General features: G+C 60.0%; 21 protein-coding genes. 7 read left to right on the top strand and 14 right to left on the bottom strand.

Features of this window, described 5'->3' with window-relative positions:
- Window positions 1-24: 24 nt before the first annotated feature.
- The 4 genes from DW029_RS05330 to DW029_RS05315 all read right to left on the bottom strand — a co-directional run bounded on the left by DW029_RS05330 (window position 25) and on the right by DW029_RS05315 (window position 3,692).
- Window positions 25-348, bottom strand: a complete 324-nt coding sequence (locus tag DW029_RS05330) for a PTS lactose/cellobiose transporter subunit IIA (RefSeq protein WP_117743712.1) — start codon at window positions 346-348, stop codon at window positions 25-27.
- A gap of 18 nt (window positions 349-366) precedes the next feature.
- Window positions 367-669, bottom strand: coding sequence for a PTS sugar transporter subunit IIB (locus tag DW029_RS05325; protein WP_055285538.1), 303 nt, complete (start codon window positions 667-669; stop codon window positions 367-369).
- A 158-nt stretch (window positions 670-827) separates the two neighbouring features.
- A complete protein-coding gene (locus tag DW029_RS05320) occupies window positions 828-2,171 on the bottom strand; it encodes a PTS sugar transporter subunit IIC (protein ID WP_099432237.1) in 1,344 nt (447 codons plus the stop codon).
- Between the two features lie 120 nt (window positions 2,172-2,291).
- Entirely contained in the window at window positions 2,292-3,692 is a 1,401-nt protein-coding gene (locus DW029_RS05315; RefSeq protein ID WP_118345485.1) for a glycoside hydrolase family 1 protein, read from the bottom strand.
- Window positions 3,693-3,993: 301 nt separating this feature from the next.
- On the opposite strand from DW029_RS05315, the gene DW029_RS05310 reads away from it, so the two are divergent.
- Entirely contained in the window at window positions 3,994-4,713 is a 720-nt protein-coding gene (locus DW029_RS05310) for a GntR family transcriptional regulator (RefSeq protein ID WP_117763409.1), read from the top strand.
- 72 nt (window positions 4,714-4,785) lie between these two features.
- Complete coding sequence (locus tag DW029_RS05305) at window positions 4,786-5,718, top strand: type I phosphomannose isomerase catalytic subunit (RefSeq protein WP_370220167.1); 933 nt, start codon at window positions 4,786-4,788, stop codon at window positions 5,716-5,718.
- Between the two features lie 535 nt (window positions 5,719-6,253).
- Here the strand turns inward: DW029_RS05305 and DW029_RS05300 are convergent.
- Both DW029_RS05300 and DW029_RS05295 read right to left on the bottom strand, forming a co-directional pair.
- Window positions 6,254-9,154 carry an ATP-dependent helicase gene (locus DW029_RS05300; RefSeq protein WP_118345483.1) on the bottom strand — a complete coding sequence of 967 codons (2,901 nt, stop codon included), beginning with the start codon at window positions 9,152-9,154 and terminating at the stop codon, window positions 6,254-6,256.
- Between the two features lie 333 nt (window positions 9,155-9,487).
- Window positions 9,488-10,465 (bottom strand): undecaprenyl-diphosphate phosphatase, encoded by a 978-nt coding sequence (locus tag DW029_RS05295; RefSeq protein ID WP_055251267.1) that lies wholly within the window; start codon window positions 10,463-10,465, stop codon window positions 9,488-9,490.
- A 246-nt stretch (window positions 10,466-10,711) separates the two neighbouring features.
- Here DW029_RS05295 and DW029_RS05290 point away from each other — a divergent pair, with 246 nt between their 5' ends.
- Window positions 10,712-11,149 (top strand): universal stress protein, encoded by a 438-nt coding sequence (locus DW029_RS05290; protein ID WP_055251269.1) that lies wholly within the window; start codon window positions 10,712-10,714, stop codon window positions 11,147-11,149.
- Window positions 11,150-11,247: 98 nt separating this feature from the next.
- On the opposite strand, the gene DW029_RS05285 is transcribed toward DW029_RS05290, so the two are convergent.
- From DW029_RS05285 to purH, 6 genes are all read right to left on the bottom strand, one after another.
- Entirely contained in the window at window positions 11,248-12,540 is a 1,293-nt protein-coding gene (locus tag DW029_RS05285) for a HipA domain-containing protein (protein WP_118345482.1), read from the bottom strand.
- Complete coding sequence (locus DW029_RS05280; RefSeq protein WP_082435520.1) at window positions 12,540-12,830, bottom strand: helix-turn-helix domain-containing protein; 291 nt, start codon at window positions 12,828-12,830, stop codon at window positions 12,540-12,542. Before DW029_RS05280 ends, DW029_RS05285 begins: the two co-directional genes overlap by 1 nt.
- A 178-nt stretch (window positions 12,831-13,008) precedes the next feature.
- Entirely contained in the window at window positions 13,009-14,052 is a 1,044-nt protein-coding gene (locus DW029_RS05275) for a sensor histidine kinase (RefSeq protein WP_117735527.1), read from the bottom strand.
- Window positions 14,053-14,061: 9 nt separating this feature from the next.
- Window positions 14,062-14,733 carry a response regulator transcription factor gene (locus tag DW029_RS05270; RefSeq protein WP_055251273.1) on the bottom strand — a complete coding sequence of 224 codons (672 nt, stop codon included), beginning with the start codon at window positions 14,731-14,733 and terminating at the stop codon, window positions 14,062-14,064.
- A gap of 176 nt (window positions 14,734-14,909) precedes the next feature.
- A complete protein-coding gene (locus DW029_RS05265; protein ID WP_199570169.1) occupies window positions 14,910-15,641 on the bottom strand; it encodes a hypothetical protein in 732 nt (243 codons plus the stop codon).
- Window positions 15,642-15,863: 222 nt separating this feature from the next.
- Window positions 15,864-17,471: a bifunctional phosphoribosylaminoimidazolecarboxamide formyltransferase/IMP cyclohydrolase gene (gene purH, locus DW029_RS05260; RefSeq protein WP_118273017.1), complete on the bottom strand. Its 1,608-nt coding sequence runs from the start codon at window positions 17,469-17,471 to the stop codon at window positions 15,864-15,866.
- A gap of 277 nt (window positions 17,472-17,748) precedes the next feature.
- On the opposite strand from purH, the gene DW029_RS05255 reads away from it, so the two are divergent.
- On the top strand, window positions 17,749-18,390 hold the full coding sequence (locus tag DW029_RS05255; protein WP_117794142.1) for a GNAT family N-acetyltransferase: 642 nt from the start codon (window positions 17,749-17,751) through the stop codon (window positions 18,388-18,390).
- A gap of 110 nt (window positions 18,391-18,500) precedes the next feature.
- On the opposite strand, the gene DW029_RS05250 is transcribed toward DW029_RS05255, so the two are convergent.
- Window positions 18,501-20,447 (bottom strand): DUF2207 domain-containing protein, encoded by a 1,947-nt coding sequence (locus DW029_RS05250; protein ID WP_158570845.1) that lies wholly within the window; start codon window positions 20,445-20,447, stop codon window positions 18,501-18,503.
- Between the two features lie 516 nt (window positions 20,448-20,963).
- On the opposite strand from DW029_RS05250, the gene gluQRS reads away from it, so the two are divergent.
- The 3 genes from gluQRS (at window position 20,964) to DW029_RS05235 (ending at window position 22,805) form a co-directional block, all read left to right on the top strand.
- Window positions 20,964-21,965 carry a tRNA glutamyl-Q(34) synthetase GluQRS gene (gene gluQRS, locus DW029_RS05245; RefSeq protein WP_118273019.1) on the top strand — a complete coding sequence of 334 codons (1,002 nt, stop codon included), beginning with the start codon at window positions 20,964-20,966 and terminating at the stop codon, window positions 21,963-21,965.
- A 103-nt stretch (window positions 21,966-22,068) separates the two neighbouring features.
- Window positions 22,069-22,335 carry a DUF1778 domain-containing protein gene (locus DW029_RS05240; protein WP_158550249.1) on the top strand — a complete coding sequence of 89 codons (267 nt, stop codon included), beginning with the start codon at window positions 22,069-22,071 and terminating at the stop codon, window positions 22,333-22,335.
- Complete coding sequence (locus DW029_RS05235; RefSeq protein ID WP_082435587.1) at window positions 22,332-22,805, top strand: GNAT family N-acetyltransferase; 474 nt, start codon at window positions 22,332-22,334, stop codon at window positions 22,803-22,805. Before DW029_RS05240 ends, DW029_RS05235 begins: the two co-directional genes overlap by 4 nt.
- A gap of 82 nt (window positions 22,806-22,887) precedes the next feature.
- Here DW029_RS05235 and DW029_RS05230 read toward each other — a convergent pair whose 3' ends face one another.
- Window positions 22,888-23,652 carry a metallophosphoesterase gene (locus DW029_RS05230; RefSeq protein WP_233543810.1) on the bottom strand — a complete coding sequence of 255 codons (765 nt, stop codon included), beginning with the start codon at window positions 23,650-23,652 and terminating at the stop codon, window positions 22,888-22,890.
- Window positions 23,653-23,712: the final 60 nt, after the last annotated feature.

The raw sequence follows: 23,712 nt of genomic DNA, 5'->3' as shown, positions 1-23,712 counted from the left end.
GGTCCGTCGCGGCGATAACGCCAGCTAGGCCTTCAGTGCCTGCAGCTGCTTGTGGACCTCGATGAGCTCCGTGGCCATGACGCGCATGGTCTCGGTGCCGGCCATCTGGTCCTCGGCATGCAGCAGAATCAACGGAGCCTCACCGTTACGCTCGCCGTTGGCCTCCTTCTTCAGAAGCCCCATGTGAACATCGTGGCCACCGTTATAGGCCTCGTCGCCCTGCTTGATAAGCTCCTCGGCGGCGTCAAAATCACCCTCCTTGGCCTTTTGCACGGCATTGATGTACATGCTCTTGGCGGTACCGACGTAGCTGATGATCTCGAAGCAGGTCATCTGCAACTCGTTCATATCCTCCATATGCTGCACCTAGCCCATCACGCTAACGCAGTGGTCGATGATGCCGGCGGCGTTCATGCGACCATAATCGACCATGTTGATGACCTCGACCGGGAAGCGGCCAGCGGCCTCCTTCTCAAAATCGCCCTTGGTGTAGCCGATCTGCGGGCCAAGCAACAACATGTCGCACTCGTCCAGGTGATCGTGAGCCTCGTTCATGGGACGAGCCTCGATCTCGATATCCAGACCACGGTTTGCAACCTCGGCCTGCATCTTCTGGACCAGCAGACTCGTGGACATACCGGCATTGCAGCAGAGCATGATCTTCTTCATGGTTTCCTCCTTATAACTGCGCGGCGCGCAGACGACAACTGGTTGTATTTCTTGCGGTTATTGTGCCCTCTTTCTGCGCCCTTACGCAAAAGAGAGGTGCGGGCACCGGCACCGCGTACCGGCGCCCGCAACGGTGAAAGGGACGAACGTTAGGCGTTCTACTCGGCGAGAGCCTCCTGCTTGGCGATTGCCTTCTCGGAAATCTTCATAAAGGGCAGGTAGACAGCCATGCCAATGACAATCTCGAGGGCCTGCCACACGCCGGCGCGCCAGTCAAAGCCCGTTGCGAGCAGGGCATTGATGACGGGAGGCATAGTCCAGGGCACCTGGGCGATGCAGGGGCTGATGATGCCTGCGCAGGTAAGGCCATAGGTGATGCCGATGAACAAGTCGGGAAGGAGGACAAACGGGATCATGAGCGGCAGGTTGTACACGATGGGGTAACCGTAGATAACCGGCTCGTTGATGTTGAACAGACCAGGCAGGATGGCCATCTTGGAAACGGTCTCGGAAGCCTTGTTCTTGGAGAACAGGAGCGTATCGAGCAGAAGCATGAGGGTGCAGCCCGAGCCGCCGATGAGGGCGAAGCTGTTAACGATCTGCATGTTCATGTAGTGATCGGGCTGGATGGTGCCACCGGCGGCAAAGGTAGCCATGTTGTCGACGATGAGCATGGTCAGGATCGGCTCGACGGTAGCGCCAGAGATGGTGGACTGGTGAATACCGACGCAGAACAGCAGGTTGGCAAGGGTGTAGATGAGGATAACAGCCCACGGACCGGCGTTCATGATGCTCTTGAGCGGGTTGGAGATGCACGTAGAGATGATGGCGCACAGATCGGTGCCGGCGCACACGGCGAGCAGAGCTGCGGCAAGAGCGAAGATCGCGAGGTTGAGCAGCATCGGGATCATGACGTTGAAGGAGTTGGAGACCGCGGGAGGCACGCCCTCGCCCAGCTTAACCTTGAGCTTCTCGACGCCAGAAATCTTGATGAAGAGCGAGACGGAAAGCAGGGCGATGATAATAGCCGAGAACAGACCGTTGGTGCCGGTGTTGGCAGTCGAAAGGGCGCCCGTGACCTCGGCGGAGGTGATCTTGTCGGTGAGCAGCGGGCTCGTGGCGGCAAGCGTGGCGGTGATCTGCTGCGGCATCATGATGACGAAAGCAGAGATAGCGACGACCACGCAAGCGAGCGGGTTATCGAAACGCTTGTTCTTGGCGAGGCTGTAGCCAATCAATCCGGCCAAGATAATGGCAGAGACGTTGAGGGTGCCCAGCGTAATTGCCGAACCCCACGTCTGAAGGTTGGCAAGGCCCGCCGCATCGAGCGGGAACAGGGGGAACACGACGTTGTTAATAAGAACCGCGATACCCGCAAGGATATAGAGCGGCGTGATGGTCGCGAAGGCGTCGCGCAGGGAACGCAGGTGAACCTGGTTTCCCACCTTCGCAGAGACCTCGGCAAACTTGTCGAGGAAGCTCTTTCCGTTGTCACTGGCCATGATTGCTCCTAACTATCAAATCCGGCCTTTTCCTATTCGCACGGTGGTCTGTCGCCCTCTGCCACCAGATGTGCCATGTGTTGCGCGCGGCGGCGCGCGGTCTGGGCGTTCGCCCGGTCGCTAATCAACCACGTGGGTCGTTGCGACCTGTTTGAGCCAGGCCGCCGACTTCTTAAGGCGGCGCTTGTAGCCATCCATCAAATCGACCTCGACAAAGCCATAGCGATTCTTAAAGGCATTGGCCCAAGACCAGTTATCGATAACGGCCCAATAATGGTATCCGCGGCACTTGGCGCCCTCGTCGATGGCCTTGGCCACCCACTCCAGGTGCTGACGTACAAAGTCGACACGGTAGTCATCCTGAATGGTTCCTTCGGCGTCACGGTTCTTGTATTCGTCCATGATGCCGATGCCGTTCTCGGAAACGAACCACTCAAGATCGGGGTAGTTCTTGGCGCAGTCCATGCCAAAGTCGTAGAGGCCCTGCGGGTAGATCTCCCAGCCGCGGCTCTCGTTCATAACGGCGTCGGGCCATACGTACTCGTCGGCAAAGTGCGGCAGGCCGTACTGGTCGACCTTGCTCGCCGGCGCCTGAACACGCGTGGGGTGGTAGTAGTTGCAACCGAGCCAGTCGACAACACCCTGCTTGAGAATCTCTTGGTCTCCAGCACGGAACGGGAGCTTAACGCCGCCCTCGGCCAGGCTGTCGAGCACGTCGGCAGGGAGCTCGCCCTTGGTAATGAGGTCGAGCCACCAGCGGTTATTGATGCCGCTGGTCATACGCACGGCCTCGAGGTCTGCCTCGCTGGGGTTATCCTTGGTGTAGACCGGGGTAAAGCAGTTGATCATGCCGATCTTGGCATCGCTGCGAACGGCGCCCTCGTCATAGGCGCGACGATAGTTGCCCACGGCCAGCGCATGTGCCAGTGAAATGTGATACTGCACGGTGCGGGCGCGGCTAAAGTCGTGGAGCTGCGGGAACCACACGCCCTCCTGATAGCGCTGTTCGGGCTCGACGATGGGCTCGTTAAAGGTGAACCAGTACTTAATCTCCTGGCCAAACTCGTGGAAGGCGACGTCGGCGTAATGCGCGTAAGCCTCGACGACCTCACGGCTCTCCCAGCCACCACGGTTAAAGAGGTAGGTGGGCATGTCAAAGTGGTACAAGTTGACAAACGGCTCCAGGCCGGCCTCGCGAGAGGCGCGGAACAGCTCGTGATACCACGCAGCGCCCTCCTCATTAAGATTGCCGTCGGCATCGAGCAGACGGCTCCACTGGATGGAAGTGCGATAGGTATTCAGGCCCAAGTCCTTCAAAATGCGAAAGTCTTCCTGGTACTTGGCCATAAAGTCATTGCCGGCATAAGAGCCAACGCAGTTATAGAACGACCCCAGATCCTGGATGGACCAGGTGTCCCACAGGTTCTCGAGCTTGCCTCCCTGGTTCCACTGACCCTCAGTCTGCGGGCCGGACATAGCGGCGCCAAAGAAGAAGTCGCTGGGCAGCTGATACTGAGCCATCAAAGTCCTCGCTTTCGTGTCTAGAGCTTTCGGTTGGAGACGGGTTTGCTTTGGCAGGCAATCCGGCGCGGGCGCGCACCGGTTTTCCGGATATCCGACCCGCCAAAACAAAGCCGTCCCCAAACAGTACAAGGAAACGCCAATGCATCTCGCTTGTTGTCTGTAACTATAGCGCTCTAATTTTCTATGTAAAGCGTCTTTTTCATTTTTCTTTATAGAACTTCTTTCATGAAAGCCATATGGATGCTTTTTAAGTAGGTATACTTTCTAAATATCGACGCAAATATGAAGGGAGGATTGCATGATTCCCAAATACGAGGCGATAGCTGCAGATATCCGTCGAAGCATCGAGGACGGCGCACTTAAACCGGGCGATAAGTTGCCCACCGTCGTTGAGTTTTGTGAGCTCTATGGCGTTTCCAAAATCACCGTCAAACGAGCGATTGAGCAGATTACCGAAGAAGGCCTTATTACCAGCCGGCGCGGATCGGGCACCTACGTCAAGGACACGGCGGGACTTCCCGGCCAGGTGTTTTTTCAAGGCAAGAACGACCGTGCCCAGGGCTTTTCGTATGAGCACCGCGGGGAAAAGGTGACCTCGGTGGTCTACGATTTCTCGATCGTCAATCCGCCGGCAGAGGTTGCGACCCAGCTGGGAATGGCCGAGGATGACTTCGCCTATCACATCGTGCGCGTGCGCCAGGTCGACGAGAAGCCCATCGTCATCGAGTACACCTATATGCCGCTCGAACTGATCCCGGGCCTTAAAAAGAAGGACCTGTACGGATCGGTCTACGGCTTTATCCGCGAGCAATGCGGGCTGAAGATTTCGAGCTTCCATCGCACCATTCGCGCTGTCGCGGCAACTGAGGAAGAGGCTGAACGCCTGGATACCAAACCCGGCTCTCCCCTGCTCGAACTCAAACAGATTGGCTTCTTGGATAGCGGCACCGCGTTTGAATATTCTATCTCGCACAACGTAGGCGACCGCTTTGAGCTACACAACGTAACGCTGGCCTAGTTTTGTAATCCGGTGGGTGCTCGTTTTGAGCTGTCTTACGCGGCACCCGCACAACCTTATGGGAGTATGCACATGTCCGATTTGATTAAACTCACGCCGATCTTCCACGAGAAGATCTGGGGCGGCCGCCAGCTCGAAACCGTATTTGGTTACGACATTCCCGAGGGTCCCATCGGTGAGTGCTGGGCCATCTCGGCCCACCCCAACGGCGACTGCCAGATTGCGGAGGGCCCGTATGCCGGACACACGCTGTCGTGGCTGTGGGCCGAGCACCGTGAGCTCTTTGGCGACTGCGAGGGCAAGGAGTTCCCGCTGCTCATTAAAATTCTGGACGCCAAGGACGATCTTTCGATCCAGATTCATCCCAACGACGAGTACGCCGCCGAGCACGAGAACGGCAGCCTGGGCAAGACCGAGTGTTGGTATGTCCTGGACTGCGAGCCCGGCGCCACGATTATCGTCGGGCAGCGCGCCAAGGATCGCGCCGAGGCCGCACAGATGATCAAGGACGGCCGCTGGGACGACATGCTCAACATGCTGCCGATCCGCAAGGGCGACTTTTTCCAGATTGACTCCGGTACCGTGCACGCCATCAAAACCGGCACGCTCATTTTGGAGACGCAGCAGTCGAGCGATGTGACCTATCGCCTGTACGACTACGACCGCCCCGGCACCGACGGCAAGCTTCGCCCTCTGCACATTGAGCAGAGCCTCGACTGCATCGATTTTGATGTCCAGGCTCCGACCGACGGCACCGTGACCGCACCCGAGATCGACGGCGTGACCGAGCTCGAGTCCAACCCCTGCTACACCGTCGATCGCGTGCGCGTCAACGGCAGCAAGACCTTGGAGCAGCGCTGGCCCTTCATGTGCCTGTCGGTCATCGACGGCGAAGGCACCGTCTGCGGCGACCCCGTCCACAAGGGAAGCCATCTGCTAGCCCCCAGCACCGTCACCTCCATCGACCTCGAAGGCAAAATGGAACTGATCATCTCGCACCTGTAAGCCACCGGTCCCCAAGTGCTCGCCGGGATGGGCGCGGGGTTTGATCGCCTGCTCGGGCAGTCCTGCTCGCACGGAGAGCACATTAAGTGCTCTCCGGCTCGTGCGGAACTCGCGATCGACCAAACCCCGCGCCCATCCCGGCGAACCTCTGGACAGCAGCAACAACCTAAAAGCAACAAGGGGCTCTCCCGTCCATCAACGGGGGAGCCCCTACTCATATCCATTTATCAGCCCACCCGGCTCTCCAGACCAAAAAGCGAACGAGCAGAGCGTTGTTCGCAAGCAACGTTACCTGAGGACCTGGGTGGGCGTATAGGGCAACATCGGTCGCGAGTTCCGCACGCAAAGGAGAGCACTTAATGTGCTCTCCGTCTTGCGCAGGACTGCCCGAGCAGGCGACCAAAGCCCCCGGCGTGCCCGCCAGCCGGATGTACGGGTTTTCCAGGTGCGGCAGATCGGCCTGAAAGAGGAGGGCATAGACCTTGAGGTCATGCCCGACGATTGAAGGCCGAGGTGCCGTGCCTGGGAAAGCCGCCTAGGTCAGTTTCACTATAGGTGCAAAGCCCTTCATTAGCTTTTTGGTCTGGCCGGTCTTTTCGAATTGAACCTCGATCATGTCTCCGGCGACCGAGATCACGGTACCCGTGCCAAAGGTCTTGTGGCTCACGGTATCGCCCGCGGCAAAGTCCTGCGACGCGCTCGCGCGATCGACCTTGCGCTCCACCGTCGGCGACACCTTGGACGACGGCTTTTTGGCTCGCGATGCACCCGAGCCAAAGGTCGAGGCGACACGGCCGGCGTCGGGCGAGACCCCGCGATGACGCTCGGTCCCATAACTGCTGCCGCCAAAGAAATCGTCGAAGCTCGATCCGCCACGCGAGGCGGAACCGCCGGTCGAGCGCGTATGCGAGCCAAACACCTTGCCGCCGTACATATCCGAGCCCATGCCCGAGCCAAAGGTGCCGCGACGGTCGCCGCGCTTCTCCCAGCCCGTGCCCTCAAAACCGGCAGAACCGATACCGCTGAACTCGATATCCTCAAACGGAATCTCGTTGAGGAAGCGCGAGCGCGGGTTGGCAGAAGTTGAGCCGTACGTACGGCGCGTGGCCGCATAGGTCAAGAACAGGCGCTTACGGGCACGCGTGATGGCGACGTAGGCCAGGCGACGCTCCTCCTCGAGCTTGCCCGGATCATCGCTGCCGCCAAAGTCGTGCACATGCGGGAAGATACCCTCCTCCATGCCGGCCACGAACACCGCCGGGAACTCCAGGCCCTTTGCGGAGTGGATGGTCATCATGGTGATGGCATGCGTCTCGCCGGCCAGGGAATCCAAGTCGGAACGTAGGGCCAGCCACTCCATGAGCGCCGGCAGCGCCTTGCAGGTAAGCGGGCCATAGGTGCGCTCAATCTCATCGGCATGCACGGCACCCGCCGGCAACTCCGTCGGCGCGGCATATGCGTTGCCCGCGATGGCGGCGGCCAGGGCGTCCTGCGGCGAGAGTGCCGGAGCGGCCAGGCTATCGAGCGGATTGGTGCCCGCGGCGTCACGTGCGCCGATGGGCACTTCAAACGAAGATGCCGGGGCGGAGGGTCCCGGCTCGGGCGCGGGCGCACTCACCACGACGGGCTCGGGCTCGGCGCCGGCAGGCACGTCGGCAACGCCGGCAGCGCGCAACTCCTCCAAGCTCTCGAGCGTGCCCTCGATATCCTCGTGCGTCTCCTCAAATTCGGCGGCGACGCCCAGGAATTCCTGGATGTTCTCGGCACGGCTCTCGGATTCCATGGTGCCCTCGGCGCGAAAAGCCCGCAGCAGGCCCGTCTTATCGACGATCATCTCGACGACGTCCTTGAGCTCGCCGTCCATGCGACGGCCCTCGCGCACCAGCGCCACAAAGCTCGACAGGCCATTGCGCACCTTGGCGCTAAACATGCCCGTCTCGGCTGTCGCAATCTCGCAGGCCTGGAAGAACGAGCAACGGTTGTCACGCGCCAGCTGCTCAATCTTTTGGATCGAAGTGGAGCCGATGCCGCGACGCGGCGTGTTGATGACGCGCTTGACGCTCATCTCGTCGGCCGGGTTCACGATCATCTTGAGGTAGGCCATGACATCGCGGATCTCGGCACGGTCGAAGAATCGCGTGCCGCCCACGATCTTGTAGGGCACGCCCGCACGCAGGAACATATCTTCGAGAATACGCGACTGGGCGTTGGTGCGGTAGAACACGGCGATATCGTCGTAGCTCGTACCCTTGGCATGCAGCTTCTCGATCTCGCCGGCAATCCAGCGGCCCTCGTCGCGCTCATCGCTCGCCTGGAAGGCTTGGATCTTCTCGCCATCGCCCTCGGCCGTAAACAGGCGCTTGTCCTTGCGCTGCGAGTTGTGGCGCACCACGGCGTTGGCGGCGCTCAGGATATGCCCCGTGGAGCGGTAGTTTTGCTCCAGCTTGACGGTCTTGCAGTTTTTAAAATCCTGCTCAAAGTCCAGGATGTTGGTGATGTCGGCGCCGCGCCAGCTGTAAATGGACTGGTCGTCATCGCCCACGACCATGAGGTTTTGGTACTTGGCTGCCAGCAGGTTGGCGATCTCGTACTGGACGTGGTTGGTGTCCTGATACTCGTCGACGCTAATGTAGCGGAAGCGCTCCTGGTACTTATCGAGCACCTCGGGGCGGGTGCGCAGCAGCTCGAGCGTGCGCACGAGCAGGTCGTCGAAGTCCATCGCATTGGCGGCGCGCAGGCGGCGCTCCAGCTCCAGGTAGACCTGCGCGGCCTTTTTGTCATTGGGGCTGTCGGCGGATTTGAGCATGTCCTCGGGCCCGATCATGGCGTTTTTAGCCGAGCTGATCTTGCTGCGGATCATGTTGATGGGGAACTGCTTTTGCTCAATGCTGAGCGCCTGCATAATGTCGCGCACCATGCGCTTTGAGTCGTCATCATCGTAGATGGTGAACTGACCGGTGTAGCCCAGCAGGTCGGCGTCCTCGCGCAGCATGCGCACGCACATGGCGTGGAAGGTGCACACCCACATGCCGCGGGTGCCACTGGGGATGAGCGCTGCCAGACGCTCGCGCATCTCGGCCGCGGCCTTGTTGGTAAACGTGATGGCAAGAACCTGCCAAGGCTTAACGCCCAGGTCGCCGAGCATATGTGCGATACGGAAGGTCAGGACGCGAGTCTTGCCCGAGCCGGCGCCGGCAAGTACCAGCAACGGACCCTCGGTGGTGAGCACCGCCTCGCGCTGGGCGGGATTAAGGCTGTCGATGTCGACAAGCGGCTTTGCGGGCGCAGGAGCCGGCGCGGGGGCGTCGTAGATGTCGAGCGGGACAAGTTCGGGTTCCGGCGCGGCGGGGGCGGCGTATGCATCGAGTGGCACGGGTTCCGGCGCGGGCGGCACGGGTACCGCGGTGTTCTTTTCCCAGGGCAAGGGCTGGGTCATGGGCGACTCCTCATCTGACGGACGGCGCGCCTGCGGGCAGCGCCATAGTTTGAGCCGTACCAGTATACCGAGCCGCACGGACACCGACGCAAATCACACCACGACTCCGTGCGCCGCCGTCAGGCTCGCCCCAACGGATTTGGTGCAATGGGGTCAGGTTACTTTGCACCAATCTACTGACAATCACGAAACCGCCGATGTCATGGCAGCAACAGCGAGCGACGGTCAGGGCGAACAAATTGGCATGAAAAGGGGGCGGCATAGACCTTTTGGTCATGCCACCCCCTTTGAATGACAAGTTGTCGCCCTGACCGCCGCGCAGCGTCGACTAAGTTAGAGGCCGAGCATCGGCTCCAGAACGAAGAAATATGCGAGCACTACGATGCCCAGGATGATGCGGTAAACACCGAAGCACTTAAAGTCGTGACGGCGAACGAAGCCCATGAGCCACTTGATGGCGATGAGCGAAACCACAAAGGCCACAACGCAGCCCACGCCCAAGATAGCGACCTCGTTGGCACCGAACGTACCGCCCTTAATAAAGTACTTGACCAGCTTGAGCGCACTCGCGCCAAACATGACAGGGATGGCCAGGAAGAACGTAAACTTGGACGCCACCGAACGCGTGCAGCCCAAAAGCAGGCCACCGATGATGGTGGAGCCAGAGCGCGACGTACCCGGCACCAGCGAGAGCACCTGGAAGCAACCGATGCCCAGTGCGGTCTTCCAGCTCAGGTCCTCGAGCGTAGCGATGGAACCAAAGTCCAGGTTATCGTCATCGTCGTCTGCAGCGGCAGTCGCAGCGGGTGCGGCAAAGTGTGCGCCAGCGGGACGCCCACCCGACGTCACGGCACGAGAACCAAACGAACCGGCAAGAGCAGCCTGCTCGCGCTTGTTCGCGCGCCAGTTCTCGATCACGATAAACAGCACGCCGTATACGATGAGCGCCAGTGCCACGACGGGAGCATTGTAGAAATGCTCCTCCATCCAGTCGTTGAGCGGCAGACCGATTGCCGCGGCGGGAATGCAGCCGAGCACAATCTTGCCCCACAGCACCCAGGTGTCGCGACGGCCCTCCTTGCCCTTGCTGGGAGAAAACGGGTTAAGGTCGTAGAAGAACAGGACGCAGACGGCCAAAATGGCGCCAAGCTGGATCACGACCAGGAACATATTCCAGAACGTCTCGCTCACGTTCATCTTGACGAACTCGTCCACCAAGATCATGTGACCGGTCGACGAAACGGGCAGCCATTCGGTAATGCCCTCGACCAGGCCCATGAAGGCAGATTTTAGAAGCTCGATGATATCCAAAGGAACCCCCTCGTTAGACACCCGCCGATATTATTCTGCGGACGGTGCAGGCGATGTCCCATTATCAACCGTTCGAGCGCGTCTGCGCCTACCCTTACCAAAAAACTCGCCCGTTCACAGAATTGCGAGCGGTCAAACCCAAATCCTTGGGTATAACTGCAACAAGATAAAGTGTCCGGCGGCCACGCATCCGCGCCCGCCCGACGCACGAGCCCCGCGCCCGTGCGATAGACCAAGGAGGAAACCATGAACGAGGGCTACACCAAGGTATTTGTTTCACTCGACGGTACTGAGCAGCAGGATTTTGTGCTCGCACGCGCCATCAAGGTCGCCGCGAACAACGGCGCTAAGCTGATTATCGGCCACGTTATCGATTCCACGGCGCTCGAGAGCGCCGGTTCCTATCCGGTCGATCTGGTCAACGGTCTGGAGGAGGCATTTAACAACTCCATCGCCAAGCAGCTCGAAGAGGCCAAGGCCAATCCTGATATTCCCGAGGTCGAGGTCATGATTCGCGCCGGCCGTATTCGCGAGACGCTCAAAGACGAGATGCTCGACGTGGTCAAGCCCGACCTGGTGCTCTGCGGCGCCCGCGGCCTGTCCTCGATCAAGTATGCGCTACTGGGCTCGATTTCGACGTTCCTGCTGCGCAACACCGACTGCGATATCCTGGTCGTGAAGTAGCGTTGCTCCCACCGGCCGCGGGGCCTTCGCAGCCTTACTTCAGCGAGCTGGCTGATAAGAAAGATGGCGCGCCGCCCCGATCGGGGCGGCGCGTTTTGTTATGAGGCGATCCTGCTTAGACGGGCTTGTACTTCTGGAATGATCTTCTCGAACATTACCTCCGCCTCGGGAAAACCATCTTCTTTGAGACCGCGCGCGGCGTCTCTTAGTGCGTCTGGAACCTCATTGCAGGTGTCGGCTATCATCCCGGCAACGATTCCCGCGGGCAAACCCGCCTCGATCATTTGGTTCATCACCGATCCGCGCGTTACATCGTCGATCTTCCGGCTCCCACCAAACGAGACGCCCATCTCGCGAACAAGGCTGGGGTAAACCGTTGTGCACAGCACGTCATAGAGCGGCGCCAACCTCACTTGTTTCCAACTTTCGTCCCACACGAGCGACCAGTTCTTAAGATGGTTATCGCAGTTACCTACGGCATAATCGAACAGCTGGTTATAGCCGATAAGGAACCTATCCTCCATTTGATTAGTCGACACCCTTCGCAGCGCATCGACGATAAGTCCCAGATAATTGACGCCCGTCGGCTCATATTTAAGCTCACGCGAGATACCCTTGGCCTGACAAACATCTTCCTGGTGCAAACGATATGGAATTGGCAATCCATCAACCGAGCGTCCGTCATCCGACGTTACTCGATCAAATCGCTTCACAGCGATAATCGGCTCGGCGTCCTCAACCCGGATTAGAAAGCATTCTTCGGCCGATAGGTCCATCAGAGATGCGGCTCTAACGCACATTGCTTCACACACCGTCTCGCCCGGAAACGTTTTCGACCCCGCCTTGAGGATGTGCGTAGATGGAGCCGCTCCATGAGGCAGGTACCATCCGCCGCACGGGTCATCGCCCGTATGGTAAAGGCCAACCTTCGCCTGAGCACCCGCAAGGGAGATTCGACTCTCTAGCGCTAAGTCAAAAGCAACCTCCGCCGGTGCGTATGCCAGCCTGCTTAGCCGCTCCCCATCTATCTCTTCATAGCCCATTTCGAGACCCTCGGCCGAAGGCTCTCGCGTCAAAACAAGAGCGCCGACGGGTTCATCGCGGACCAAATCGAGCACCTTAAAGTAATCTCCGCGTTCCGCTCGCGCCCTTTTCTCGAGGTCCCTATTAAGCTGCCCCTCTGGAATGATGCCAGAGAAAAAGGAGCCCGTTACGTCCGGGCTGAACGCCTCGGCCGACAAAGGCAGCGAGGCCGAAATCGGGGCCGCATCAGCACTCTCGAGATACTTGGGGTCATAGGCGAATATCGGAAGCCCGGCGTTTTCCTCTAATACGCCAACCAGCTGGTAGGAACCATTAAACTCACGATGAACGAACAGTGCGCCATCCATTATTTTCCCCTCACCTTCAGAATAAAATCGATATCCACGATGGAGGCGTAGTCGAAAATGACGCCAATTTCGACCGTTGTCCGCCCCCGCTCGATATCACCGATCACACGAAGGCTGCGACCCGTCATAGTCGCGACGTCACGTTGAGTTAAGCCAAGCTCACGCCTTCTGAGCCTGAGGGCCTTCCCCATCTCGGCCGGATCGAAAACCATGCGCTCCGAGAAAGCAGCTTCTGACGGCTTGAGCTTGATGCGCCCATCCAGCTTTTTAATCGTTGTCACTGTTCTCATGATGCTCCTAGCTATATTCCTATTCGTGAACACAGTATAAAACTACTAAGCTATGTTCATGTACGAGAATATAGTATCGACTTCATTAGCAATGTTCCCGTTCAGGAATATAGTTGTTAAAAGCCCCCGGTTTGTTCCCAGACGGGAAGATTCCGATCGGCCGCGCCATACGGGCCGGCTACTCAAAGTATTGGAACTTGTTCGTCGAGAAGGCAAACGTTACGACAAAACCTTCGCCGGGGTCGGACGCTGCGGTGACGTCGATGCCCATCTTGGAGCACAGGCGCGCCACCAGGTAGAGGCCGATGCCCGTTGCACGCTTGGTGGTGCGGCCATTGTCGCCGGTAAAGCCCTTCTCGAACACGCGTGGCAGGTCTGCCGCACACACGCCGCAGCCGTTATCGGCGACGGCAAGCTCAATGCGCTCGCTTGCCAAGCCCTCGTCCAGCAACGCGCCCGAAAACACGATCTTCGCGCCGTCCTCGCACGCATATTTAATGCTGTTCTGAATGAGCTGGCCCAGGATAAACTCGAGCCACTTCTCGTCGGTAAAGACCTCGAAATCGAGGTTCTCGCACACCGGAGCCACGTGCGCCGCAATGAGCTCGCGCGCGTTGGCCTTAATCGCACCCGCCACCAAGGTCTTAAGATCCCAGCGGCGAATCAGGTAATCGCGCTCCACGACTTCCGAGCGCGCATAGTACAGCGCCTGGTCGATATAGCGTTCCACGCGATCCAGCTCGCGGCCCAGGTCATCCACGCGCGACAGGTCGTCTTCGCTGCCGTCCAAGTTTTCCAAAATCAGATGGGCTGCCGCCAGGGGCAGCTTGGCCTCGTGGACCCAGCTCTCGATATAGTCGCGATAGTCATCGGTCTGACGCCGGCCTTCGGCAACCTCATCGCAAGCGGCTTTGCCCACCCGGCGCAGAACCTCGTACTCGAGCTCGCCCTCGGCATAGGTTGGGCATTGCACCATCTCCTGCACCCACGCGGGGCTCTCCAGCTCCTCGGCCGCACGCTCCAGCTGGTGCAGAAAGCGGCGACGGCGCGCATATTCGATCACGATACCCAGTACGCCAAAGATAAAGGACACGCCAACCGCCACGATCACGATGGATGCGGGGGCGCCGGCCACCGTCAGCACAAAGCAGCTCAGTAGCACGCCGCACGTCCACACGGCAACGGGCAGCAACGCGTCTTTAAAGAACTTGCCAAACGACATGGCCGGACCCTAAACCGAATAGCCTTGGCCGCGGTGCGTGGTGAGGTACCCCTTGACGCCGATCTTGTCGAGCGTCGCACGCAAGCGATTGATATTGACGGTGAGCGTGTTGTCGTCCACAAAGGCATCGGAATCCCACAGGTCCTGCATGATGGCCGAGCGCGAGACAATCTTGCCCACGCGACCCAAGAGCAGCGAGAGAATGCGCAGTTCGTTTTTGGTGAGCTCGGTACTGTCACCGGTTGCCGTATTGGTGACCGTGGAGCGGGCAAGGTCGAGCTCCAACCCCTTGTGGACCATGGTGCTGCGCTCGCCTGCCGACGTGGTGCGGCGCAGCAGCGCGTTGATACGCGCCACGAGCACGCGCGCGCTATAGGGCTTGGAAATAAAGTCGTCCGCGCCGAGTGTCATGGCCATGACCTCGTCGATTTCGGTCGTGCGCGACGTAAGGACGATGATGGGGACCTCGGATTCGCGGCGGACTTCGTGGCAGATGTGCTGGCCGTCTTTGACAGGAAGCGTGAGGTCGAGCAGCACCAGGTCGGGCGCGGCAGCGAGAATATCGCGCGAGACGTGCTCAAACGATTCGCAGGACTCGACCTCAAAACCAGCACGGGCAAGGATGTCGGCGAGCTCGCGACGAATGGGCTCGTCGTCCTCAACGATATAGATCAGCGCCATGGATTACGCTCCCCTCTTAGTTGTCTTACAGCCATTATTGCCGCGAAGTCGCCGGCACGCGCCTCGCGCGGCAACAAGGTGACAGAACTGTTCGCGAACGAAAGGTTCGACTCGCCCTCGCTCGCAACGGGTGCGGGGATCAAATGATTATAAAATCCCCGCGCCAGAAAAATCATTTAGCGGCGGGCGCGGAGCTTTTCGTAACCGGCGGCGAAGAAGGTGACCATAGCAGCGTCCGCCTCGGCAGCGTCGGCATCGGCAGCGGGAACCACGCCGTGCTCGTCGCTCACCAGAAACAAAGCACCCTTGAGCTGCGCGGGAATGTCTACGCGCGTGACCGAGATGCCCTTGGTCTGGGCCAGCTGCTCGATGAGCGTCGCCGTACCGCACAGGCACTCGTCCGCCGGCGCCACAAAGGCCAGCTCTCCGTCGTTGACGGAAGCGAGCAACTCGGGCGCCACGCCGGTTTCGTCGGCCTCGGAGCGGGCCTCGGCAGAGCGGGCACGCAGCGCCTTGGCCGAAGTATCGGCCAGCGGCTCGTACTCGCCCACCGTCATGGCGGCATTGCCGTTGACGTCGATCACTAGCATGAGCACGCCGTCGTGCGCGGTGTAATCGCCCTCGGCAAGCGACCACTCAACGTGCTGCTTGGCCCAGCTGAGCATGTTATGGGTAAGCGGCTCGCCCTGCACCAAGCGCTCGGACAGCGCACGGATGTGACGGTTGAGCATGGGTACCTTTTTGTTGGACATGCGCCAACGGCACACGAGCGCGGGCTCGTCGAGCGTAAACTTCTCAACCGCCTCCTGATTGGCGCAAAAGTCCTCGTACGCGCGCTGGTCCTCGGCATTGCCAAACAGCTCGGCATCATCAATCTGGGGCATGGTCATCCCTTTCGTGTTAGTCATTCCGTCCTCTTATACCAAAAAGACGGCCCTCCAAACGGAGCGGCCGTCTTTTGCAGAGATTATTTTGACGATATGGCCAAGCGACCGATCAGCTTAATGGGATAGAACAGCATCCCATTAAGGGTTTTCCAAGTGCCCGAGATTGCCCCGAAAGAGGAGCGCCGCGTACTAAATGTACGCAAGCGACGGTTTGAGGGGCAAGGTCGGGTGCTTGGGAAAGCCCTAGTGCCTAAAATGCCTGGCCCCTGTGAACACCATCGCAATGCCATGCTCGTTGCAGGCCTGGATACTCTCGTCGTCGCGCTTGGAGCCGCCGGGCTGGATGATGCAGGTCACGCCGTGAGCGGCAAGCACGTCGACGTTGTCGCGGAACGGGAAGAACGCATCGCTTGCGCAGGCAAAGCCGCCCTTCTCCACGCCCTCGCGCTCGCAGAAGTCCTCGGCGCGCTCGCAGGCAAGCAGCGCGGAGTCAACGCGGTTGGGCTGACCCGGGCCCATGCCAATGCCGGCCTTGCCCTTGGAGACCAGAATGGCGTTGGACTTAACGCCCTTGCAGACCTTCCAGGCAAACTCGAGCTCGGCCATCTCGGCGTCGGTGGGCTTGCGGTCGGTGGGGAACGTAAAGGTCGCGGGGTCCTCGGTCACGTGGTCGACCTCCTGCACCAGCATGCCGCCGTCGATGGAGCGCAGCTCCACCTTGGCGCCGTGGTCCACGCCGCCGGTAGCCAGCACGCGCAGGTTGGGGCGCTTGGCCATGCGCTCGAGCGCCTCGGCGGTGTAACTCGGGGCGATGATGACCTCAACGAACTGCTTGTTCTGATCGGCAAAGTGCTCAACCAACTCAAAGGGAACCTCGCGGTTGCAAGCGATGATGCCGCCAAAGGCGCTCTTGGGATCGCAGGCAAAAGCGCGGTCGTAGGCAGCCGTGATGTCCTCGGCAACGGCGGAACCGCAGGGGTTCTGGTGCTTGAGGATCACACAGGCAGGCTCGTCGAACTCGCGGACCAGGTTCCAAGCGGCGTCGGCGTCCAGATAGTTGTTGTAGCTGAGCGGCTTGCCCTGAATCTGCTCGGAGCCAACGAGCGGGAACTGCGAGCTCGCGGTGTTCTCGCAGCCCTCGGCAAAGCGATAGACCGTGGCCTTTTGCTGCGGGTTCTCGCCATAGCGCAGGTCGTCGACCTTCTCGAGCGAAACCTCGAGCCTGGCAGAAGTGTCCGCCACGTCGCCTGCCTGGGCGGCAAGCCAACGAGAGATAGCCGTGTCGTAGGCGGCGGTGGTCTGGTAGACCTTCACCTGCAGACGACGACGGGTGGAAAGCGTGGTGCAACCGCCGGTCTCGCGCATCTCGGCCAGGACGGCGTCGTAGTCGGCCGGATCGGAGATGACGGTAACGCTCGCGGCGTTCTTGGCGGCGGAGCGCAGCATGGAGGGACCGCCGATGTCGATGTGCTCGATGGCGTCCGCAAAGGTGACCTCGGGGTTGGCGACGGTCTTCTCGAACTCGTACAGGTTGACGACGACCAGGTCGATCAGCTTAATGCCGTGCTGAGCTGCCTCCTGCATGTGCTGCTCGGAATCGCGGCGGGCCAGCAACGCGCCGTGAACCTTGGGGTGCAGGGTCTTAACGCGGCCGTCCATCATCTCGGGATAACCCGTGAACTCCTCGATGGGGGTTACGGGAACGCCCGCATCCTCGATAGCACGAGCCGTACCGCCCGTAGAGATGATCTCGACGCCAAAGTCATCGACCAGCGTCCGTGCGAAATCGACGACGCCCGTCTTATCGGTAACCGAGATCAACGCGCGTGCGATCTTCACATCAGATCCCATGCAGTCCTCCTGTCTGGTACGCCGCCGTGCTCTGTGAGTCGGTGATACGTCGATCTGCAGCGCTCGCGCAGCGGCATTGAAAATACTGATTTAATGTAGCGCATCGAGCGCGTCGATGCACCCCGCAACGGTCGCATGTGCAGAAAAAGCTTGCGAGTGGAGGATGTGGGCGCAGCGCCGGGCACGGTGAGTTCATGGAACACAGGGGCACCATAATTAGATGCCAATGGCGTGGTAGAACTGTGCTCGATATGCATCCGCAAAAGAAAGAGGCACCATGGTCTCGCGGGTTCTCTACCGACCGTTTGACACCGAAGACTTCGACGCCATCGCGCTGATTCTGCAGCAGCTTTGGCATAACAATTCGGATAACGATGAGTACAACCGCCTCGAGGCCGCGTGCGACCTCGCCTATTGCCTTTCGTCGTCGACGTTTTCGCAGGTTGCCGTCATCGACGGTCAGGCGCGCGGCATCGCGCTCGCGCGTGCGGGGCAAAGCTCCGGCGCCACCGTCAAGGAACATTGGATGGATACCGAGCGCGCGCTGCTATCGCAGATGCGCGAGCTGGAGCCCGATGCCTGCGCCGAGTATCTCTCGTTTGTGCGCGCAACCATCCGCACCAACAACCGTCTGCTCGAAAGCAGCCCCCTGCCACACGACAACGAGGTCACGCTGCTTGCCGTGGATCGCGATGTCCATGGCTTGGGCGTCGGCTCGGTGTTGCTCGATGCTGCGGTCTCGCACCTGTCCTCGCGCGGAGCGACGAGGGCGCACCTGTACACCGACTCCAACTGCTCGTGGAAGTTCTACGAGCTGCACGGCTTTAAGCGCACGGCAACGCACCGCGCCAACCGCGAAGAGCGCCGCCACGACATGCCGCGCGAAAGCTTCCTCTACGAGCTGGACCTAACCGCCTAAACCCGGCAGCCACACCTAGTCATTCAAGAACGTCCCATCTCGGCACATAAGAAAGGGACGGGCTTCCCCCGACGGCTGTCGAGAAAAGCCCATCCCGTAATTTAGGACCGCTAGAACGTTCCGCCGCCGCCTCCGCCGGCACCGCCGCCTCCGCCGCCCGAGAAGCCACCGCCTCCGCCGCCGCTCGAGCTGTCGGAACTCGAAGCCAGCTCGCGGATGGTCTCGTGATACACATCGTTGAACGAATCGAGCGGAGACTCGTTGCCGTAGTGATGGTAATACCACCAGTAGCAGGGGTAGTTGTCGTAGAAATCGTCGCTATTGCGCAGGTCCGCAGGCACTGCCTCGGCCAGCTGTCGCAGCACTTCTTTCGAAACGCCCAGCGCCACGCCCATCACCAGCAGTTTGTTCCACAAGATCAGGTCGCTGGGGATGGCCTCCTTCAGGCGCGTAAAGTCCTCGAGCCAATGCTTGAGCGCCTTGCAGCGAGCCGCCACCTCGGCGCCCTCCGGCGTGTAACGGCGGAAGGTGCAGCTCAGGACAAAACCTACAATCGTGACGGGGATCGAGATCATAGCGGCACCGACGTTGGCGTCCGCAAAGTCGGTATAGAACAGAGAACCCAAAATGCCAAAGACAATGATGATGCCGAGAACCAGGCCGGCCACCATCGCGATAGTGCCATCCGATGCGATAAACTCGCGCTCCTCCAGCTTGCCCTTAACCGTGCTCTGATAGTCCTCGAGCTTGTCGCCAACAGATTCAGTACGCTCGCTGGCATACTCCTCCAGCTCGCTAAACGTGCGCGAACGGACGCCGTCTTTATCGGGCTTAACGCCAGCGAAGAAGACCTTGAGCACGTCGCGATCGATGCCGTCCTTCTTGGCAGCCTTCCAGGCCTCGTCGGTCACTGTGATGCGATACGTCCGCTCCTCTTTTTCGCGACGGAGCAGACCCTTCTTCTTGGTCTCGGTCGCTTCTTCTAGCTTGATCACGCGGTCGTCGGTCAGCTTCATCAGCGTGGCGATATATGCCTGATCGGGCACGTCGTTCCAGCTCATAAGAGCTGCAAGCACCGCGGGATGGTCGGCCGAGGGCACGTCGCGGAAGTATTCATCTTGGAAAAGCGGCTTTGGCTTGCGACGGCGCAGCTTGAGCACGACGATTACGCCGGTAAAGGTCACCGCCGCGACAACACTTACCGCGGCAAGCGTATTTGCGATCATGCGGGCGCGGGCGCGGCGGGCGTTGGCCTCCTCGGCCCATGTCTTCTCCTCGCTCAGGATTGTCGGCATGCGCTCCTCGCTCGAGGCGGAAAGTCCTGGCACCCAGTCGCTGGGGAAGGCGATGCGCGCCTCGGCAAATTCGCCCTCGTGCACGCACGGAATGGCGTAGGTGACCATGGGTTCGTCCGCATCGATCGATACGTCGCCCGTCAGTGGGCCGTGGCCCCACGCACGGAAGTTGTCGCCCTTGCTCGCTGGCGTTCCGATGGCACCGTCCGCGAAGTAAACTTCCATCTCGACGTCGTCGGAATTCGCAGACCAGCCGTCACCCACGAACTTCCAGTAGAGCTCGGCGGTATCGGCCCAGTTCATAACCGCACCGGTCATGGTGTAGCTCACGTAATAGATCGCGCTGTCGTCGCTCTCGTGGGGGCTGAAAACCTTGATCCTTACGCTGCCGTCGGACTGCTCAACCGTATAGACGCCGCTGTCGCCTTTGTTTGCATAGTCGACCCTGCTAAACGCGGCATCGTCTTCCTCGACGCTCAGCACATCGACGCCCGCCGTGCCGCCCTGCTGGTTGGTGCCCGTATTGATATCCCAATACACGCCGTTGATATCGTCGTCGAAATCAAACTGGCGTCCCTCGACAACGGTCAGCGATCCATCGGCTTCAACCGTGGCACCGATATAGGTTTGGGTCATGGAGTAGCCGTCGGCGTGCGCGGCGGCAGGCAGTAGCAACAACGCAAGCGCGACGAGTGCGCAGACGGAAGCGAATCGCGCAAACAGGTGGCGCTGCCGGCAGGTCTTGGCAACGGGGGCGTTCATAGGCACATCCTTTGTCTGTGATACCAGTAGCGTCATTGTCCCACGTTTGCGGGTTCATGTGACGAACATCTAGGTCAGCGGAGTGTCAAAACGGGACAAAAGTCACGCCCGCACCCCGGCAGTTAGTCGTTGGGGACGTTCTTAAATGACTAGTCATTAGGGACACCCTTGGCATGGCCCGCGCCAGCAATAGATACCACTTCACAGCACCGTCACAGGTGTAGCGGCTTTGTGTGGGCGCGGCACGCGCTGATTGAGCCGCCAACCGAGGGGCATAAAGCAGTTGAGCGAAAACGGTTGCCCCTTTCCCGTTCGCTCGAGGATCATGTCCCCCTTTTCCGCGGAAACCCCGGCAGTTGCGAAGAGCTGCCGGGGTTTCTGTCGTTTGAGAGGTTGGGCTGGCGGGCGGCGATCGAGCTGTCGAGCCGGTGGTTCGACACGCGCAACGCGCGGCCTCGGCAACTTGCAGGCCACGGCAACGTCTCCCCCACCGCGCCCCGCGCTATACTCGTCCGCATGGATATCATCGCACGCAACATAGCAACACCCGCCGCGGACGCACCGGCAACGGCAGTGCCCACCCCCGTCGTGGGCCGCTTTGCCCCGTCGCCCTCGGGCCGCATGCACCTGGGCAACGTGTTCAGTTGCTTGTGCGCGTGGCTTTCGGCCCGCAGCCAGGGCGGCAGCATCGTGTTGCGCATCGAGGACCTCGACGATCGCTGCAAGCGCCCCGAGCTTGCCGCTCAGCTAATTGACGACTTGGCCTGGCTGGGGCTCGAGTGGGACGAAGGCCCCTACTATCAGCACGATCGCCTAGACCTGTACGAAGCCGCTTTACGCCAGCTGCAAGACGCCGGCCTCACCTATCCCTGCTTTTGCACGCGCGCCGAGCTCCACGCCGCAAGCGCGCCGCACGCCAGCGACGGCACGCCCATCTACCGCGGCGCCTGCCGCGCTCTTTCTGCCGAAGAAGTTGCACGCCGCAGTGCTCTGCGCGCCCCGGCCACACGCCTGCGCGTGCCCACCGTAGATGACCTCGCGGAAGACGTGATTGAATTCGTGGACCGCACGTACGGCGCCCAATGCGAGGCGCTCGCCACCGAGTGCGGCGACTTTTTGGTGCGCCGCAGCGACGGCGTATTTGCCTATCAGCTAGCCGTAGTGGTCGACGACGCCGCCATGGGCGTCACCGAGGTCGTGCGCGGATGCGATCTGCTGGGCTCCACGCCCCGCCAGATTTACCTGCAGCATCTGTTGGGTCTTCCCACGCCGCACTACGCGCACATTCCGCTGCTCATGTCGCCGGACGGTCGCCGCCTTTCCAAGCGCGACCGCGATCTGGACCTAGGCGAACTACGCGCCCGCTTTGGCATACCCGAGGCACTGCTGGGATGGCTCGCCGGGCAAACGGGCATCGCGCCGGACACCACACCGCGCTCTGCCGAGCAGCTGGCCGAGCACTTTAGCTGGGATGTTATCCGAGCGCACCGGGAGAACATTACTGTAACGGTCGAGTAGTCAAATACGCCCCGCCCCCTCGCCCCCCTTCAACGAGGACATAATTCTGCGTCTTGTTATGTACGGAATAATTCCGTACAATTGTGCAAAGGAGGTTTTTGCCATGCCAACGATTGAGAAACAACGCCGTATGGATCTAAGGTTGACCGAACGTCAACGCCTTACTTACGAGCGCGCCGCGGCCTTGCGCGGGCAAACTCTCACCCAATGGGCCACAGCCCACCTTGACGAGAGCTCCGCACGTGATATCGCCGAGGCATCAACAACCTATCTTTCTCCTGATGGTTTCGATGCATTTTGCGAAATGCTCGATTCCCCCATGCCCCAAGCCGCAAAAGCGCTGCTTGACCGTAAAGCGGTTTGGGAATGAGCACATTTACCAAGCCCGTTCAACTCCCCGTTGGCCAAGGCATCGAGGCTTTCCACTGCGGAAATACTCTTGTAGACGGATGGGCTAAAAACAGATCAGCCTCGGCGCGAAGAAGAGGATCAGCAGTTATATACGCATCGTATTGCGACGGCGCAGTCGCTGGGTTTTATACGTTGTGCACGCACTCCGTGGCTCGCGAAAATGTTGATGGAGGATGGTTCGTGCGAAACTCCCCCTCCCAAGTCCCCACAGTGCTGCTTGGAATGATGGGGGTCGATGAGAAGTTCAAGGGGCTTGGTCTTGGAGCTTCACTGCTCAAAGATGCCATCGAGAACGCCTTGAAAATTTCTGCCCTAGCAGGAGCGCGAGCTTTAGTTGTCGATCCAGTAGATGATGAGGCGGCAGCATTCTATGAACATTTTGGCTTCGCCACCCTACCGGGCACCAACCGAATGGCGCTGAAACTTTAGATCGTCGGGCGACATCTCCTCCAGCTCCCAGCATGCCCTAAGTTACCCTACAAATAAAGATTACTACTGAAATGTAGGGTAACTACCCAAGGTATCGTATGAAGTTCTCGCTATTCCCACCCCTACGCAACATCCCAGGGCTGGAGTTCGTCGCCCAGGCGAACGATGCAGTCGTAGAGCACGGTATGGCGCTCGGCCGGGTTGGCATCCCGATGGAAATGCCCGTAATACCAGCGCTTGTAGTCCAAGCGATCTTCCAGCTCATCGAAAAATGCCGTAAGCCGATCAACGGCGGGGTAATTCCAGCCGGACGCCGGATAGAACGTGGACGAAAGCATGCGCGTGGAGCAGTGTGGGTGATTACGTAGTCGACCTTCCAGCCCACGCTGCCGAGCTTTGTCCGTGCCTCCTCAAAGTTGCGCTCGTCCGGCAGCTCCTGAGGCCACCAGCTGGAATACGGTATGCAGTATTCCTTGTCAACACTCGTGGCACCGCCCATGGTAAAGATCGTTGAGCCATCGAGTTCAAAAACCTCGCCGCGCGTCAGGCGCCGTACGGGAGAGGTATCCGACAGGCGCTGCGTCAGCCCACCGTGCCACAACTCCATGGGTCGCTCCGCCCAGTGATCGAAACGCTCGTGGTTGCCGTCGATGAACAGCACGGTATAGGGGCGCGACTCCAGCCAAGCGATGTCGGCGCATTCCTCGGCAGAGAAATCCCACGGAAAGCCAAAGTCGCCCGCAATGATGAGATAGTCGTCGCTCGTCAAACTATCCCCAAAATCCCAGTCGCGCAGCTTTTGCATGTCGAGGCCGCCGTGAATATCGCCCGTCACATAGACCGTCATCGGATCACCACTTCCCTGTAAGTCGCTAGCCCGCATTCTGCACGATCACTAAGCCAACCG

This window comes from Collinsella sp. AF38-3AC (assembly GCF_003474365.1).
Taxonomy (GTDB): domain Bacteria; phylum Actinomycetota; class Coriobacteriia; order Coriobacteriales; family Coriobacteriaceae; genus Collinsella.
The sequence above is the reverse complement of the archived record's forward strand: the minus strand, read 5'-3'. Positions and strand labels throughout refer to the sequence as shown.

Excerpts from the sequence above, each read along its gene's own strand:
- DW029_RS05330 (WP_117743712.1), bottom strand. The coding sequence starts at position 348 with ATGAACGAGTTGCAGATGACCTGCTTCGAGATCATCAGCTACGTCGGT.
- DW029_RS05325 (WP_055285538.1), bottom strand. The coding sequence starts at position 669 with ATGAAGAAGATCATGCTCTGCTGCAATGCCGGTATGTCCACGAGTCTG.
- DW029_RS05320 (WP_099432237.1), bottom strand. The coding sequence starts at position 2,171 with ATGGCCAGTGACAACGGAAAGAGCTTCCTCGACAAGTTTGCCGAGGTC.
- DW029_RS05315 (WP_118345485.1), bottom strand. The coding sequence starts at position 3,692 with ATGGCTCAGTATCAGCTGCCCAGCGACTTCTTCTTTGGCGCCGCTATG.
- DW029_RS05310 (WP_117763409.1), top strand. The coding sequence starts at position 3,994 with ATGATTCCCAAATACGAGGCGATAGCTGCAGATATCCGTCGAAGCATC.
- DW029_RS05305 (WP_370220167.1), top strand. The coding sequence starts at position 4,786 with ATGTCCGATTTGATTAAACTCACGCCGATCTTCCACGAGAAGATCTGG.
- DW029_RS05300 (WP_118345483.1), bottom strand. The coding sequence starts at position 9,154 with ATGACCCAGCCCTTGCCCTGGGAAAAGAACACCGCGGTACCCGTGCCG.
- DW029_RS05290 (WP_055251269.1), top strand. The coding sequence starts at position 10,712 with ATGAACGAGGGCTACACCAAGGTATTTGTTTCACTCGACGGTACTGAG.
- DW029_RS05285 (WP_118345482.1), bottom strand. The coding sequence starts at position 12,540 with ATGGATGGCGCACTGTTCGTTCATCGTGAGTTTAATGGTTCCTACCAG.
- DW029_RS05280 (WP_082435520.1), bottom strand. The coding sequence starts at position 12,830 with ATGAGAACAGTGACAACGATTAAAAAGCTGGATGGGCGCATCAAGCTC.
- DW029_RS05275 (WP_117735527.1), bottom strand. The coding sequence starts at position 14,052 with ATGTCGTTTGGCAAGTTCTTTAAAGACGCGTTGCTGCCCGTTGCCGTG.
- DW029_RS05270 (WP_055251273.1), bottom strand. The coding sequence starts at position 14,733 with ATGGCGCTGATCTATATCGTTGAGGACGACGAGCCCATTCGTCGCGAG.
- DW029_RS05265 (WP_199570169.1), bottom strand. The coding sequence starts at position 15,641 with ATGACTAACACGAAAGGGATGACCATGCCCCAGATTGATGATGCCGAG.
- purH (WP_118273017.1), bottom strand. The coding sequence starts at position 17,471 with ATGGGATCTGATGTGAAGATCGCACGCGCGTTGATCTCGGTTACCGAT.
- DW029_RS05255 (WP_117794142.1), top strand. The coding sequence starts at position 17,749 with ATGGTCTCGCGGGTTCTCTACCGACCGTTTGACACCGAAGACTTCGAC.
- DW029_RS05250 (WP_158570845.1), bottom strand. The coding sequence starts at position 20,447 with ATGAACGCCCCCGTTGCCAAGACCTGCCGGCAGCGCCACCTGTTTGCG.
- gluQRS (WP_118273019.1), top strand. The coding sequence starts at position 20,964 with ATGGATATCATCGCACGCAACATAGCAACACCCGCCGCGGACGCACCG.
- DW029_RS05240 (WP_158550249.1), top strand. The coding sequence starts at position 22,069 with ATGCCAACGATTGAGAAACAACGCCGTATGGATCTAAGGTTGACCGAA.
- DW029_RS05235 (WP_082435587.1), top strand. The coding sequence starts at position 22,332 with ATGAGCACATTTACCAAGCCCGTTCAACTCCCCGTTGGCCAAGGCATC.
- DW029_RS05230 (WP_233543810.1), bottom strand. The coding sequence starts at position 23,652 with ATGACGGTCTATGTGACGGGCGATATTCACGGCGGCCTCGACATGCAA.